Raw genomic sequence first — 15,315 nt, 5'->3', positions numbered from 1 at the left:
CAGTACATGTGTCATCCATATCCGGTCGGCGGGCGTGGGCTGATCTTCCAGGTCGACTCAAGAATTATCGAGAAACGTGGTAGCAAACTTCGTTATCCTGAAGGCTAGGTCTGGATCCCTGCTGGCGGGAATTTCGAGGATTCGCGGATGGACCGATCCGTTTGCAATCCTAAGGCATCAAACCTCTTTGATGATAATCCGCGTGTGAACAAGAGTGGGATAATGGGAGGAGCATGCTCAACGGTCACCGTGTCCGGAACGTACGCATCTCGATTCGTCCAGCCAGGCTTCGTTTCCGGGTTTAAGGTCACGAGTGATCGGGGCGACCTGAATCATACCCGCGCATCTCCAGCCAGCCGACTCGACTCTTCTCGCCAAGCCGACCTTTCACCACCCCCGTCACCTTTGCGACTCGGGTTGTGACAACGACCGCTTCGTGACTCTAGGATGACCTTGAACCTCTCGAGGATTTCAACTCCGCGTCCGAACCAGGCCGCGTAAGCCATGCCCCAGTCGGTCCCAAAATGCCTGACACGGGAAAGCGTGTTCACGGCACTCGCCGATCTAGATGCTGCGATCGAGCATGCCTTCGGGGCACCAACCGGCTACGTTCTCGTCTACGTCGGCAAATAGTATCTGCCCAAGGCCATGATCAGCCTGGCGTGCCAGTCGTTACTCGGCCGCATCCTGCTCATCGAAAAGTTCAGCGGGGGCGAGGTCCCCGGTCAGGCCAACTACTTCTTACGCGAACTCGCTCTACTGTGGTGTAGAAGACCCGTGGACCGATGTTCGAGGTTGCGAGGCATCTTGTGCAGAAGACCGCTTCTGGTCTTGTGTCGTGGTTGAGCTGAGTTACGAACCACTTCACGATGCTCCAAGTCGAACTCACCGAGTAGCCCGATCACAAGGTCGAGCACAACTGGACTTTGCCCTCGCTGTGGGACGGCCGCTCGAATGGCTCGATCAAGTTCAAGCACAGGATCATCAGCGCCGTTCTGGTCAGCATGGAATTGCCATACATCGAGTGCTACAAACCTGCCCGGAAGTATCAGAAAGCCGTCCTGCTCCGAGCGATTGACGACTATTTGATTCGACATCCCGAGATCCTCGACGAACTGATCAACGGGATGATCTAGCCGCGTAGTGACCATTTCGCCAATTTTCTGTTCCATTGCTCCTCACGCCCCATGTTGTGGAGATGGGGGCGCTCGTGCTACGAACCGCAGGAGTAGTCAGCTCTCGACCGCTTCAAAGTGCTTGATGATTCCTTCGAGGTATCCGTTCACGACTTGGATCGGTCGATGACCGTGGTTGGCGATCGACGACCCGATCGGTTAATTAAAGTTCCACGCCTGGGGCAGCTCATCCCCGCAGAGCAGGCACTCGAAGATTGCTTCCTTCACCAGGTTCCGCTCTCCGCACGCGGGGCAGCGACGGAAGTTGAATTCGGCGGTGAAGCGACCGGGGTGGGGTATCCCGATCCGGTCGAGTGCCTGCGCGACGGCCTCCCAGGACTCCGGCTCAGGGCAGAAGCCAGTCGACTGGTTGGACACCTCATCCACCTCGCCGCCATCCCCGGCGAAGAAGATCTCGCCCGCGGAGCGAACCGGCCGACCCCCACTACACGCGATGTGCTCGGAGTGGCGGTCTGCTAGATAGAGCCTACCGTCGGAGCCGACCACGAAAGTGGCCACGACCTGCCCAGCGGGCGTGAGCGAGCTACCGTTGTCGGCGAGCCAACGGCCCAAGTCCTCGACAGCCCCGATCGGCCGCCCTCGCAGGGCCAACACGGCTCTGGGGCGGACGACCTAGGGACTGACGTACTGATAGAGCTTCTCGGCCATGGCAACCCCCACGTCTCCGACCGCCTACTCAGCCCCGACGGCGAACCGGGTCCTCGGCGGGATCGTAGCCTAGAGCTCTTCAGGGATCGGCCTCGGACTCATACCGTCGTTATAGTAGCCGTGGTCCATTCAAGCACGCTACCCCGTGGATCACTTGGGCCAAGGCGAGCACTTCGCTCGCCAGAGTTCCGACACTCACAACAGTTAACGGCGAGACTGTTGAAGACTTCGCCGAAGTTGCAGTAAGCCCCGAAGTCGCCATCGCGCTGACCTATACGGACCAATCTGGGAGATCACCGACCGGAATGAGGGGCGAGCCTCAGACGCGGCCTGAGTGGACCGAGAACGTAACGATTAACGCCAAATTCAACGGATCGGCCCGCTGAGTGCGACTGTCAACATTATGATAACCGCCAATGCGGTGTGGAATGCCACGGGCAGTCGTGCGCAGCATTGGGGCAGGGGGTCCGTTTCAAATAATGGTAAGCAAGCGGCGGACGCCTCTAATGACTATCTCGCCTCACCGGCCAGCCAACCAGCGAAGAAACAAGTCCTACGAGTAGCCCGACGATTAACCCGAAGAAGGCTCCGGATACGGCCAAGAAGATGATGGCGTACACAGGCCCACCGACCAAATCAATATCGTCCAAACGACGGATATCTTGTCGGAGATGGGCCATGAAGAGATCAAGGATTTCGAGACCGGCGCCGGTTAATATCCCAGTGACTAAGCCGATGCAGCAGAGAATTCCTACTCCCGATTTTCTGCTGGCCCGTACCCGGAGAGAAGCGATAATGCTAGGGGTCACACAGACCGCGACGGGCCCAGCAATTCCTATATCGTTCCAAAGGTTTCCCCAGCTCATAGCCAGAACGATTCCACAGTATGGGGCCGTGATGATCAGCCACCATAAGTGAATACGGGGCATTCGCATGAGAAACTCCTTCTATTCCACGTTCGATAAGGACTGATCAACCCTCACTCCCAGAGCAGTGGCGGCGAGTTGACTGTCTGATAATGGGCTGCCTCTGCAGTACCATTCCCAATGAGAGATTGAAGTGGACCCCATCGTCTATAGTGGCCCCCAGATTTCGGACCACTCGGTAAGTTATCATTGAGGGAGGTCTTACCGAGGGCGAAGCATGGGACAAATCCGCAAGCGACACTCGGCGGCGTTCAAGGCGAAGGTTGCCTTGGAAGCTGCCAAGCAGGACAAGACGATCTCCGAACTTGCCAAGCAGCACCAGATCCACCCGGTGCAGATCAGCCAGTGGAAGAAGCAACTCCTGGACGGCCTGGAGGGCCTCTTCGAGAATGGGTCGGCCGCCCGCCGGCCCGACCAGGAGAAGCTCCAGACCGAATTGTACGAGCAGATCGGGCGGCTCCAGATGGAGCTGGCCTGGGTGAAAAAAAAATCTGCCTTGTGAGGTCGAGGCCAAAATGGAAGCTAGTTAGCCAGGCACCCAAAGAGGGTAAGGCGAGAAGTCTGGGCAATCCACTTAACCTCGCGACTGGGCCCCCATCTTCAACTGAACTCCCTAGACGCCCCAGTTGAAGTGCAGGGCTGCTGGACTCGACCCTCTTGAAGAACGTGCGCGAGGCCGTTGAACGGCTGCTTGAACGCCATCTGCCGGTCATCACGGATGCCCTCAAATCTGCCGATCCCGAGCCCACAAGGAGTGCTGACGCATTGCCCGGCGCCACAACGACCCTGGAGCCAACTCCCCAGGAATCGCCGCCACCCCCAACTCCGATCTCACCTCAGAAGGGAGCCTCGCTCGCGAAGCGCCAGCGGCGCGTCGAGCAGTTCGAGCGGGTCCATGAGCTCCATCGACAAGGGAAACCGATCCGGCAGATCGCCCGAGACCTCGACCTGTCGCGGAAGGCGGTGCGTGGATACCTCCGTCGCGAACGGTGCCCCGACTGGAGGCCCGGTAGGGCGACCCGCTCGGGCATGGACGCACACCGCGAGTGGATCGACGCACGCATCGCAGAAGGCCGGATCAACGCATCCAAGTTGCATCGTGAACTGGCGGGGAGAGGATTTCGCCTCTCGTACGCCACGGCCCGTCGCTACTTCACCAAACGTCTGGGACGGGCCGGCAAAACGCGTCCTCGAGTGAACGCGGCGAAGCCAAAGCCCGCCCCACCACCTTCGCCGAAGCAGCTCTCATTCGACTGGGTCCGTTGTCCCGAGGATCGGAAGTTCGAAGCCCAGGTCCGTCTGGACGCGATCCGAGCGGTTCGCCCGGAACTGACAATCGCCTTGGACCTGGCGGACGAGTTCACGGCGTTGATTCACAAGTAATCGACCGGTACGTTGAAGGATTGGTTGTCGCGAGCCGAGGTCAGCTCTTGCCCTGAGATCCGCAACTTCGCCGCGGGCATCCGCCGCGACGAGTCGGCGGTGAACGCGGCGGTGACGATGCACTGAAAACGGTCCAGTGGAAGGTCATGTGAATCGACTAAACACGACAAGTCTACACATGTAAGAACAATCGCATTTTGCACTCTTGAAGGCTCGCGTCGTTAGCAGGACGTGATCGGGGAACTCAAAGCCGATCAGCCAAGATGGGGGCTTTGTCATCGAAAGTGCGGGAGGACCCCTTTTACACGCTCAGTTCCATCCCCAAGGGGTCGTGTAACTCTGCCGCCGAGCGGCCCTTTCGCAATCCCTTGACGCGCCGCAAGGCCTGGTAAATTTCGATGGGCAGCAACTCGTGCTCGACGGCACACCCGAACATGCCATGAACCCAGTGGATGTCTACGTTAATCGGCTTGCGTGACCCCCCGGCTAAGCGCACGGTTTAGCGGACATCAGCCAGGGCCACCGGGCCGAACGTGACAGCCAGTAAGCCACTTGAGAGTGGACGAACGAACCGCAGGACCTGGCGGATGTGGTCCTGCTCGCTGGTCGACTGCCCGCCATTAACGTAATACGACTGGACGTGACGGAGGTACGACAAAATCAGCTCGATAACCGCCAGTGCGGTGATGAACCGATTCGGGCCGGTGGTCGGGAAAGCAGATTCATGGGAGGCGCCGCCACTTGGCGATCAGGCGGTCGTACTCCCATGGCTCTCGAGGGAATTATAAGGCCTGGGTTTGTGGTTCTTACCGTCGATCGTGATGACGGCACAGTTCCGCGCCTTGTTAAGGCGGTAAGCGGGAGTGCGATTATTTATCAGGATTGTGTGGCAACGGAAAGAGGTTTCGGAAAACGGTACATGTACCGTTTTCCGAAACCTCTTTGCCTCGCTTCAGACTGCCGAAAGATATACCTAAGTCGCGTTCGACGAAGGACTTCTAACCTAGTCGGGGCGAGAGGATTTGAACCTCCGACCTCACGGTCCCGAACCGTGCGCTCTAGCCATGCTGAGCTACGCCCCGTCTCAATCTCACTTCTTATCGCTGCGTCGTGTGGAAGAGGATCATAACAGATGCACTCCAACTGTCAATCGGGCTCTGAAATTCTCCCGGGCGGGATCACCGATATTCCTGCTTCCGTTCCTCATCCAGGGGCGTTTTTAGGCTGTCGAGATAGAGGTGCCAGCCCTTTTGGATCTCCTCGAGATTGTCGCCAAAGGCGCGGCAAAATGCGGATGAGAAGTGGTTCTTTGAGTGAGGGGCCGCGGCGTCTGGGGCACGGAGTAAGTCCAGGAATGTGAGGAACTGCTGTGGCTGCTCTTTTCGAAGGTAGTAAACGAGAGCCCAGGCCTGCGCGTAGGAATCACGTTGGTAGCCACGGCCGAAGCCGTGATCCTCGATGAGAAGAGTCAAGGAGGTGCGATGGGAGATCGCTCGCCAATCTGGCAGTCGAAGGTCGTGAGCACGACCAATACCCGCCCATCGACCGCCTCGGATTACCTCGAACTGGGCTGCTAAGCCCTCGTGAAGCCAGAGGGGGAAATCGTCATGGTGGGGAGCAAGTCCGCTTACAGCGACCAGTTGATGCACCATCTCATGCGCGGCGGTGCCTAAATCGATGGAGCGACGATCGAGTTCGAGAAGGAGTTCCCGCCGGCTCAGGTCGCGTTGAAGTTCTTCGAGATATTTCTGAGCCTGGGCCCGACTCATCGTACGAGGGGGTTCGCCGCGAAGTTGGAGGAGCAGTCGACGACCGGAGGGAAGTCGCTCCAGGGTTGACTTCCAGGTCGCCAGTTCTCGTTGCCTCGCCGCGAGCGGCTCGCGCGATTGCTTCAAACTGCCAGAGCTCCGCGCGTCATAGGCTACGACGGCATTCAACGTCGGGTGAAAATATCCCCGGGTCGAACGGAATGTCTCCAAATTCTGCGAACGAAGAAACTCCAGGTAATCTTTGTGCTCCGCGAAGAAAGCCGACGGCAATCGACGGGCCGGCACTGGCAGGTCGATGCCCTGAGCCGCGAACAGGAGGTAGTAAGTAGTGATGACCCGCTCGAGAAGATCAACCCGCTCCGCTGCCTCCTCGGCCGATTGCTGGTGCACCAGAACGATATGGGGGCCTCGGGCCACTTCGCTCGCCCCCCCCAGAGCACGGAGGAGCGGGTCGAGGTCGGGGTCCGAGCACGGTTTCGCCAGCAACGCCAAGACCGCGACCATTCGCGCGGTGGGTTGCTGAGTGGGATCCACTTGATGGGCCGACTTGAGCATCGACTCGGCCTGCGGCGTGAGGCCATTCTCAAGCGCCCACCACGCGGCCGCGGCTCGGGCCTCGGCCCCGCCCGCGAGCGCGGCAGCCTCTCTCGATTTCCATTCACGTTCCGGCCAATGGCCAGACACGATCTCTCGAAAATCGTCCTTCAGGAATTCAAAGGTTTGACCGGGGATGTCGATTCGAACGCTCGTCCCCTCAATGGTTACTGGAACCTGAGCTTCCGCCCCTTTGGCGAAATAGACCAGGTCCGCACGAACCGAAGGACAGACGGCCATCCCCCCGCCAATTAGCCCCAAGCCTACGCACATCGAAGCCAGAGAGAACGACAAGAGTCGAATACAGGCTTTCCAACGATTTCGTAACTTCAACTCTGCGCTGAATTTGCGCATTTGACACCTGGATCAAGTGGGGAGCGGCAAACCGGCAAAGAAAACAAAGGGCCACCGGTGCACAGTGAGAGAGCGAGTTCCTGCCAATCAGAAAACTCTGGCTGGCTGAATGATCGGACTCTTCGCATCAGTAACAAAATCGGCCACTCCCGAGTCGACAATGCAACAGGATCGGCAAAGCCAAACAAGCCATAACCGAGGGATCGAGGACGTCCGGGCGAAGAAATGCCATTTCTTAGAGCCGAAGGTCTCGCCCGATTGGACCAATACCAAATCATAGCGCAAGATCTTTCTTGGTATTTCACGGACAGGGAATGCCTTTCCCCTAACTCATCAAGGAGGAGAATCCTTGTCTTTGACAAAGGCTCAATTTCGGCCGCTGGTGGAGACCTGCGAACCGCGCGTTGCAATGAACGCAGACGTTCCCTCCAACACGCTGGGCGTTGTCCAGGGCGAAGTTCAGGCCCCGCAAACGACGGCTGAGGTATCAGTCCCGGTCTCGGCCAGAAACATTAACCGCCGTCATTCGATCATCATCGGCGAGTCCGTTCGGCCGGAGGAGGGAAGCTCGCTGATCCCGGCGGTCACGCACGCCCGCGGGGCTTCCGGCGAACCACTCGCGGTGCGGCAAGGGATTCAAGCCGGGCGAAATCGGCACAAACCGACGCACGCGTATGTTCGCACCGGGCAGGCCGGTACGGTCACTACCGGGGTAACGGGGCGAGCGGGGACGACAGGCGGGTTCCAACTCCGCGCGACTCTCCCCGGAGACGTCGACGGCGACGGACAAGTCACGCTCAGCGATCAGAAGGCGTTCCTGGACACCTATCTCTCAAGAGCTCGGAACGCGAAATACCTTCCCTCGGCCGACGCCAATCAAAACGGGCAGGTCGGGCACGGTGATGCCAAGTTCCTGTTGCGCAATATCAAGCCGCTCACGCCGAAGGTCCCCCTCAGCGTCTTCCTGACCTTGGCACCTGAGGATGCGGCAAAAGGGCCGACTCCCAAAACGTCCGGTGGGAAGACTCACCACCAAGACGTCACGATCCTGGGGCATACGACCCCGGGGACGTTCATCTTCACCGATAGTGGACTCGGTGACTTTTCCTTCCGGGGCGAGGTTATCGCCGCCGATGCGCAAGGCAATTTTGCGATCAAGGTCCGAAACAAAGAAGGCCTGACAAATTACAACTTCCTGGCCATCGACCCCTATGGTCAGCAAGTGACCCGAGTCTACCCTGTCTACTGGCTCGACTTTGCCGCGTCCGGCTCGAAGCTCAAGTAGCTTCGAGCAGAGAGCTTCGCTTCGCTCGTCATGATCACATCAACGATTTACGATTGATCGGAGGTCAGAATCAGATTTTTCCCGTCGGCTGACCCCACATTGACGCCACGGCCGATCGCGTTGAAGCAGGGGAAAACGGGCTCGGCGAAGCGTCACTCTCGAGTTGCTTTGTCGTTCGCCTCGGCCGCTCAACGGACGGGGGCCAAGGGCAGGGGGGGCGAGGCGACCGGTGCGGGAGGGAGCGGGTCCGAGGCGGGCCGATCGAGCGGCGGAGGCGACCCCAAGGACACGAACAGACGTAACTGTGCCCGGTTGTTCTCGATGATTGCACGCACGTGGTCGATTCGCGCCTGGGCCAACAACTCCAGGCTATTCGTCAACTCGATCGGTCGGCCCACCGTATTGCGAAGTCGATCCAGGTCTGCAAGGAATCCCTCCTCAGAGGTCTCGAGTTGATGCCTGGTGGCATCGATCCGCTCCCTGGTGGTCATGACCAACGCTTTCGAGGCTGCGACCTCGCGACGGATGCTATTGATCATTCGGGATTGATCACCAATCGCTTGCCCGATGGATGCCCTGCGTTGTTTCTGAATCGCCAGGTTTCCTAAGCCTAGATTCTGGAACGTCCAGAACAGCCGCACATCAAAGTCGGTCCGTCCGGCGAAATTGCCCACTGAGGGCGGGACGATGTTGCTTCCGCCCCCCATCACACCGCCGCCAAACCCGAGCCAGACCGTCGGTAGCCAGGGACGAGCGATTTCCTGGTGCAACCGAGTCTCCGCAATCCCAACGGCCGCCGCCCGAGCGCCCATCTCCGGACGACCCTGGAGCGCCACTCGAACCAGTTCCTCCACCGAACTGCTCGCGTCAATCAGAGCGATCGGCTCCACACGCGGCACAATCGGATGAACCCGGACGACCGGATCAAGGTGTAGTCGTCTCGAGAGTCGCGCGGAGGCAACTGCAACCTCTTCTTCGCTCTGCTCCACCGCGCGGTGGATCAAGGTCGAGAGCGTCGCTGCGCGGTCAGCATCCGAGACGAAGCCCTGGCCCGACTTGGCGTAGGCAGCCGTCAGTCGAGCGACTTCGTTGGATTCTGCCTCGGTCTCTCGCCGCAACTGGAGCGAGGCTTCCGCACCCACAAGGTCGAAGTAGAGCGTGGACACGTCGAGGAGCACCGAATTGGCGGTTGCCATGGCGGCGAACTGAGCGCGAGTGACATTCTGACGCGCCGCCAATGGCTCAAAGATCGCGTCGGTCAGGTGACTGGCGATCGTCACTGCCGGGATTGCCACCGGATTTGAGGCCGTTGGGAAGGTCCCTCCGCCCACATAGACCTGCTGCTGCGACACTGCCAGTGTATGGCCGCCGGACCGCTGCAAGTTGCCGTCATGTCCGTGATAGGAGAGGCCACCGTTCAGCGTCGGGAGCATCAAGGCGTAGGCCGCCTGCCGAAGCGCCGTGGCTTCGAGGATCCGCTGCCTGGCCTCGGCAATCTCAGGATTCTCGATCTCGGCAAGTCGCAACGCGGTTGTCAAGTCGACGGGAAACGTCTGGATCGGTGGCGGAATCACCGGCGCAGTCATGACAACAGGGATCTTAGAATCTGCCGAAGCCGCCGGACGGAGTCTCGGATCCACCTGAGAATCGTGCGGAACCAGGCGTCTGGATCGGGCCTCGGCGGTCGCCGCTCCCCAGGTTGGCAGCAGGTATGTGGCGGGCATCTTGGGCTTGGGCAAGACGTTCGGCATGACCTCGGGGCGAGCGTTCGCCAGCCTGGTCATTCGCGAGGGCGTTCCTCCCACTCCGGGCTCGGCTGCTTCCCCGGCGTTGGCCGCAAAAATTGAAAGCAGGGTGGTCAAGCTAGCCGTCCGCCTCCACCGTTTCCGAACTGCGATGGCTCGCGATCGTGATTCTGAAAACATTCCAGGGCCCTCCGTTCCGAGTTTCGCCACGATCAACGCCCCGCTTGAGTAGCAGGCGGCAGCCCGGGTAATGCCATATTGGCGGCACGGGGCGCGATCGGGACCACGCTCGCGGGTGGGGCTGGCAATCGTTCTGGTTGGGGCAACCCATCCGGGTTTCCTGGAATGGGAATCGGATCACCGGTGGGAACCACGCCCGCAGTCGGAACCGGACGAGCCAACGCATTTGCCGGAGGCTGCCCCAAAGCCACGTAAAGCGAGAACTGAGCCTCGTTGTAGTCAACAATCGCGGCAAGGTACTCGTAACGGGCGCGAGCCAAAAGCCTCATGCTGTCGAGCAACTCGATCGGTAGACCTACGGTACTCTCGAGCCGCACGAGGTCGGCACGAAAACCTTCCGTTCCGCTACGGACCGCTTGTTCCGTGGTGCCGATCTGGGCAAACCGGGCATGCGTTCGAGCGTACGCCTCCGCCACCTCTGCGCGAATCCGATCGAGAACCGCGACTTCTTGATATCGCGTAATGCCAACACGGCTTCGCGCCAGATTGATCATCGCCAGGTTGCCCACACCGAGGTTCTGGATCGTCCAGAAGGCAAACGCATCCAGGTCGGTTCGTCCGCCGAATCCACCGAAAATCGGCCGGACGAGATTACTTCCGCCTCCCATGCCCCCCGCGCTGAAGCCGACCAGGACTGTTGGAGAGAAGGGCAGGACTTTCGACCCCTCAAGCATCAAGAGGGTCTCGCGGATCGCGGCCCGTCGCTCGCCCAACTCCGGCCGCTGGAGCAAGGCCAGGGCGATCAACTCGGAGACCGGGATGGGATCGGGAACGATCGGCTGAGGCGTCACCCAGGCGTCCGTTGGGTGCAGCCGGATCGATGGGTCGAGGTTGAGCACGTCGCAGAGCCGAGCGGACGAGGTGAGCACATCGCCCTCGGCAGCCAGGAAGTCCGCCTCACGTTTCGCCAGTTCCGTCGCCGCCCGATTGGCATCGGCCTTGCGTCCCTGCCCCGCCGCGGCGTAGGCGGCCGTCAATTGCGCCACGCGACGTGCATCATCGCGTACTTGCATGGCGACGGCCCGGGTTCCCTCGCCACGCATCAGCGCACAGTAGGCCAGGGTGGTCTGAAGAAACGCCTGATTGCGGACGGCCAAGCTCGCGAACTCGCGTTGCCGCTCCACTTGCTTCGACGCCAAGTAGTTGTAGACCACAGTCGCGACGTTACCGCTCAAAACCACCCCGGGGATGTTGACCGTGCCTGCCCCGACGGCATTCGCACCAGCCCCCACATAAATGGCGGACCGGTTGACGGAGAGGATGTTCCCGTTCGACTGCTGGACCACACCCGTATGCGTGTCGTAGTTCATCCCAATGTTAATCGAAGGCAAGAACTGAGCCGCTGCAAGTTGCCGAAGCGCGGCCGCCTCGACCACACGTTGGCGGGCGATCAGCAGATCGGGGTTCTGTACTCCGGCGAGTTGGAGCGCAGTGTTCAAGTCAATCGGACGGATCGATGGGTCCAAAATCGAAGCTGCGGGCGGAAGGAGCAGTGAGGTTCGCGGATCGGAAGTCAATGCGTTCCCTGGTACAGGAGTGTCCGGCACGGCTTCACTCTCCCCGAGACTCCGGCGCTCCGCTCCACTCGGAACTGCGATCGCGGCAGGCGTGTCGGGAACTTCCGCACCAGAAACGGCCAGCGGACTCACCAGCCAAAGCACTCCTAAAATCTTCCAGAAGAGTAAGTTACGCATTTTCCGACCTGTAGTTCTCATCCTCAGCCCTCACTGTGTCGGAGCCTCCCGAGCAGACCTTCTCAACGATCGTATCGTCCATAGGGATTAGTACGCTTGAGCCGTTAGGCCTTAGGTAAGCTTGACTTAACCTTCGCCTTCTGATCCGCGAACGCACCGTCCTTCGATCCGAAGTGGCCAGCTCGCGGTACGGCGGCACAGCACCTGCTCATCCCAGATCCACGATCAGGGCGACATCTCCCCCGATCCCCGCACTGAGCCGCATGGTTTCGGTAACAGCGAAGCAGGATCGGCCACCAGTGGGGACTCGCCGCCTCCCTGGCGCCGGATTATCATGCAGACAACAAGTGAGTGGGCGTGGAATCCGCCTTCTCCTTGCAAGGTCTCCCCCCCTCTCAGCCGGCATGTGAATCACGGACTATGCCAAGCCAAGAACACGAGCGTCTCCAAGAAGTGCACGACGATGCCAAGGGGTGGCGTCGCTGGGGACCCTACGTCAGCGATCGGGCCTGGGCAACGGTTCGTGAAGACTACAGTTCGAATGGTGACGCATGGGACTACCTGCCTCACGACCTGGCGCGAAGCAAGGCTTTCCGATGGGGTGAGGACGGGATCGCTGGAATCTGCGACCGCTATCAAATCCTCGTGTTCGCCCCCGCCTTCTGGAACGGGCGCGATCCGATTCTCAAAGAACGTCTCTTCGGCCTGTCGTCCCCCGAAGGCAACCATGGCGAGGATGTCAAGGAGTACTACTTTCACCTTGACTGTACGCCAACGCATTCCTACATGCGATTTCTCTACAAATACCCACAGAGTGCATTCCCGTACGACCTCCTCGTTCACGAGAACCGCCGTCGATCCACGGCCGATCCCGAATTCGAGCTGCTCGACACGGGTGTCTTTGACGACGACGCTTATTTCGACATCACCATTGAATACGCAAAATTTAACACAGAAGACATTTGCATTCGTATCGAAGCGATCAATCGTGGGCCAAACCCCGCTCCCCTACACATCCTTCCCCACCTCTGGTTTCGAAACACCTGGGCCTGGGGTCCTCGGCCCACCCCCGAACCCAAAATCCGGATGGTGCTCGGCGACACCACGAACCTCTGCCTCATGTCAGATGATTCGGAACTCGAGCCGCAGAGCTCAATCCCGATGCATTATCGCCTCGGCGCACGTTTCTTTCATGCGCCTGGGGGCGGGACCCCATTATTCACGGACAATGAAACGAACAAGCCTCGCGTCTTTGGTCCAGGGCACGCGAACCGAAGGCCCTTCGTCAAGGACGCGTTCCACCGCACGTTGATCGATGGGGATCCTTGCACGAACCCGCTCCAGATCGGGACGAAGTCCGCCGTTCATTACCAATTCGACGCCGTCGCGCCCTCGGAGTCGGTGGTCCTTCGGTTCCGCTTGACCGACACTCCTGGCCTGAAAGATCCTCTCGAACAAGTCGATCGGACGATCGAACTCCGCCGCCGTGAAGCCGACGAATACTATGAGACGATCCACCCGCCCAAGGCGACGACCGACGATCGGATCATCCAGCGCCAGGCGTTGTCCTCCCTCTTGTGGAGCAAGCAATCGTACCTTTTCGACGTCGACGTCTGGCTCGACGGCGACAACCCGAGCCAGCCCCCGCCCGCCTCGCGAAAGACGATCCGCAACGAGCACTGGCGTCACCTCAATTCCATGCGGGTGATGACCGTCCCGGATAAGTGGGAATATCCTTGGTTCGCCGCCTGGGACCTGGCCTTCCAATGCGTCGTCTTCGCAATTGTGGACGGCGAGTTCGCCAAGCAACAGCTCTGGCTGTTGCTTTTTGAACAATTCCAGCACCCCAACGGCCAGATTCCCGCCTACGAGTGGGAATTCTCCGACCTCAACCCACCGGTTCATGCGTGGGCCGTCTGGCGCGTCTATAACATGGACCGGATTCGTTCCGGCAAGGCGGACCGCGACTTCCTCGAACGCTGCTTTCACAAGCTCCTGATCAACTTCACCTGGTGGATCAATAAAGTCGACCACAAGGGGAACAATATCTTCGAAGGTGGGTTCCTCGGACTCGACAACATCACGGTCGTCGATCGGAGCACTCGTTGCGCCGATGGCTCACGCCTCGAACAATCAGATGCAACCGGCTGGATGGGGATGTTCTGTCTGGTCCTCATGAGGATCGCGCTGGAACTGGCGAAGGAAGATCGCGTCTACGAAGCGCTAGCATCCAAATATTTCCAACACTATATTTATGTCGCTGCGGCCATGAAGAACATGGGAAACCGCGACTATCAGCTCTGGGACGAGGAAGACGGCTTTTTCTACGACGTCCTGCTTTATCCTGACGGTCGCTACCGCAAATTTCGAGTCCGCTCACTGGTTGGCCTGATCCCCCTCTTTGCCGTAGAGCGACTCGAAGTCGCCTGGATCGAACCGTTCAAAGAGTTTCGAGAGAACTTCGACTGGTTCATGAAGAACCGGGCCAAGCTGGCCCAGAGCGTGGTCCACACCGTCGAGCGCGATGGAAATGTCACGTACGCCTTAACCATCTTGAATCAGAATCAGCTCCGCCGCATGACAGCGCGGATTCGCGACCCCGACGAATTTCTCTCGGATTACGGCGTCCGGAGCATGTCCAAGGCGCACGAGTCGCATCCGTTCGAGTTCGATGGCAGTGTGGTGCGCTATGAGCCGGCCGAGTCGATCGACAAAATCAAAGGGCAACTCGAACTGGAGAGGACCGGTCTGGTTCCCTACAGGGTTCTTGCTGATCGAGTCGCTCCGTAAGCTCGGGAAAGCGTTCGGAGAGAAACTCGGCTGCCCGGCCACGCACCCTGGAGACGCCTCGCTTCCGTTCAACGACCTCGCTCGCGAAATCGCCGAACGACAGATCCGGGTTTTCTCCCGCAATGCGGGTGGTCGACGGCCGGTTTACGGCGACACCCAAAAGTTCCAGGTAGACCCGCACTGGCGTGACCACATACTCTTTTACGAATATTTTCACGGAGACAACGGAACCGGACTCGGAGCCTCACACCAGACCGGCTGGACGGCATTGGTCGCCTCGCTGATCGACGAATGGCGCCGCTAGGCTTGCTCTGAAGCGAACTGGCCCCATTCCTGCAACTCGGTCGTTCCCGGCGACCTGGCAAACGATCCACCCATCGATCAGACTGCCGAAGCAAGCGAAACGCCTCCGCTCGCATCTCGGCCACAACCACTTCCTGGTCCGCGCCCCCTTCAACGAACCCTCCCGCACGAGCTGGCGATTGAACGTTGGAACATGATTGCCAGAAAACTTCGGACGCCGGCCAAGGTGGCAAAACCGTACCAGGTGGTCACCTTGGGGCGATCCGCTCTGACTCTGATCGCCAATAAACTGAGAGGCGTCTGAAAGGCTGCCGCCTGTCGGTGAACTTTCCGACTTCTCGATCGTATTAGCAGAGTCAGGATCGACGGAACGGACTGAACAGAGTTG

At 59.6% G+C, this 15,315-nt stretch carries 11 protein-coding genes and 1 tRNA gene; 6 read left to right on the top strand and 6 right to left on the bottom strand.

Translation table 11 applies throughout. The features are described from left to right. Positions 1 to 926 precede the first annotated feature (926 nt). Positions 927 to 1,136 carry a hypothetical protein gene (locus V5E97_RS33260; RefSeq protein WP_406695837.1) on the top strand — a complete coding sequence of 70 codons (210 nt, stop codon included), beginning with the start codon at positions 927 to 929 and terminating at the stop codon, positions 1,134 to 1,136. Positions 1,137 to 1,334: 198 nt separating this feature from the next. Here the strand turns inward: V5E97_RS33260 and V5E97_RS33255 are convergent, their stop codons facing one another. Next, positions 1,335 to 1,787 carry a hypothetical protein gene (locus V5E97_RS33255; protein WP_406695836.1) on the bottom strand — a complete coding sequence of 151 codons (453 nt, stop codon included), beginning with the start codon at positions 1,785 to 1,787 and terminating at the stop codon, positions 1,335 to 1,337. Between the two features lie 1,200 nt (positions 1,788 to 2,987). Here V5E97_RS33255 and V5E97_RS33250 point away from each other — a divergent pair. Together V5E97_RS33250 and V5E97_RS33245 are read left to right on the top strand one after the other, a co-directional pair. Further along, complete coding sequence (locus V5E97_RS33250) at positions 2,988 to 3,272, top strand: IS3 family transposase (RefSeq protein WP_074306238.1); 285 nt, start codon at positions 2,988 to 2,990, stop codon at positions 3,270 to 3,272. Between the two features lie 155 nt (positions 3,273 to 3,427). Next, the gene (locus tag V5E97_RS33245; protein ID WP_406695835.1) at positions 3,428 to 4,153 is read left to right on the top strand and encodes a hypothetical protein; all 726 of its coding nucleotides are present in this window, start codon (positions 3,428 to 3,430) and stop codon (positions 4,151 to 4,153) included. Positions 4,154 to 4,652: 499 nt separating this feature from the next. On the opposite strand, the gene V5E97_RS33240 is transcribed toward V5E97_RS33245, so the two are convergent. The 3 genes from V5E97_RS33240 to V5E97_RS33230 form a co-directional block, all read right to left on the bottom strand. Then, a complete protein-coding gene (locus tag V5E97_RS33240) occupies positions 4,653 to 4,811 on the bottom strand; it encodes a hypothetical protein (protein WP_406695834.1) in 159 nt (52 codons plus the stop codon). A 349-nt stretch (positions 4,812 to 5,160) separates the two neighbouring features. Beyond that, a tRNA-Pro gene (locus V5E97_RS33235) sits at positions 5,161 to 5,235 on the bottom strand. A 96-nt stretch (positions 5,236 to 5,331) separates the two neighbouring features. After that, positions 5,332 to 6,756 (bottom strand): DUF1570 domain-containing protein, encoded by a 1,425-nt coding sequence (locus V5E97_RS33230; protein ID WP_406695833.1) that lies wholly within the window; start codon positions 6,754 to 6,756, stop codon positions 5,332 to 5,334. Between the two features lie 463 nt (positions 6,757 to 7,219). Between V5E97_RS33230 and V5E97_RS33225 the strand changes: the two genes are divergently transcribed. Further along, complete coding sequence (locus V5E97_RS33225) at positions 7,220 to 8,155, top strand: hypothetical protein (protein WP_406695832.1); 936 nt, start codon at positions 7,220 to 7,222, stop codon at positions 8,153 to 8,155. Between the two features lie 188 nt (positions 8,156 to 8,343). On the opposite strand, the gene V5E97_RS33220 is transcribed toward V5E97_RS33225, so the two are convergent. Together V5E97_RS33220 and V5E97_RS33215 are read right to left on the bottom strand one after the other, a co-directional pair. Next, positions 8,344 to 9,939 carry a TolC family protein gene (locus V5E97_RS33220; protein ID WP_406695831.1) on the bottom strand — a complete coding sequence of 532 codons (1,596 nt, stop codon included), beginning with the start codon at positions 9,937 to 9,939 and terminating at the stop codon, positions 8,344 to 8,346. A 173-nt stretch (positions 9,940 to 10,112) separates the two neighbouring features. Beyond that, complete coding sequence (locus V5E97_RS33215) at positions 10,113 to 11,579, bottom strand: TolC family protein (RefSeq protein ID WP_406695830.1); 1,467 nt, start codon at positions 11,577 to 11,579, stop codon at positions 10,113 to 10,115. Positions 11,580 to 12,254: 675 nt separating this feature from the next. Here V5E97_RS33215 and V5E97_RS33210 point away from each other — a divergent pair. Further along, positions 12,255 to 14,624 (top strand): MGH1-like glycoside hydrolase domain-containing protein, encoded by a 2,370-nt coding sequence (locus tag V5E97_RS33210; protein ID WP_406695829.1) that lies wholly within the window; start codon positions 12,255 to 12,257, stop codon positions 14,622 to 14,624. Beyond that, positions 14,602 to 14,928, top strand: a complete 327-nt coding sequence (locus tag V5E97_RS33205) for a hypothetical protein (protein ID WP_406695828.1) — start codon at positions 14,602 to 14,604, stop codon at positions 14,926 to 14,928. The genes V5E97_RS33210 and V5E97_RS33205 overlap by 23 nt, the downstream gene beginning before the upstream one ends. The last annotated feature ends 387 nt before the right edge of the window (positions 14,929 to 15,315 follow it).

Source organism: Singulisphaera photorubra (assembly GCF_045290345.1).
Classification (GTDB): domain Bacteria; phylum Planctomycetota; class Planctomycetia; order Isosphaerales; family Isosphaeraceae; genus Singulisphaera.
This window is presented reverse-complemented; position numbering and strand designations above follow the sequence as displayed.

Coding starts and splice junctions, on each gene's coding strand:
- V5E97_RS33250 (WP_074306238.1), top strand. CDS start 2,988: ATGGGACAAATCCGCAAGCGACACTCGGCGGCGTTCAAGGCGAAGGTT.
- V5E97_RS33220 (WP_406695831.1), bottom strand. CDS start 9,939: ATGACCAGGCTGGCGAACGCTCGCCCCGAGGTCATGCCGAACGTCTTG.
- V5E97_RS33230 (WP_406695833.1), bottom strand. CDS start 6,756: ATGGCCGTCTGTCCTTCGGTTCGTGCGGACCTGGTCTATTTCGCCAAA.
- V5E97_RS33210 (WP_406695829.1), top strand. CDS start 12,255: ATGCCAAGCCAAGAACACGAGCGTCTCCAAGAAGTGCACGACGATGCC.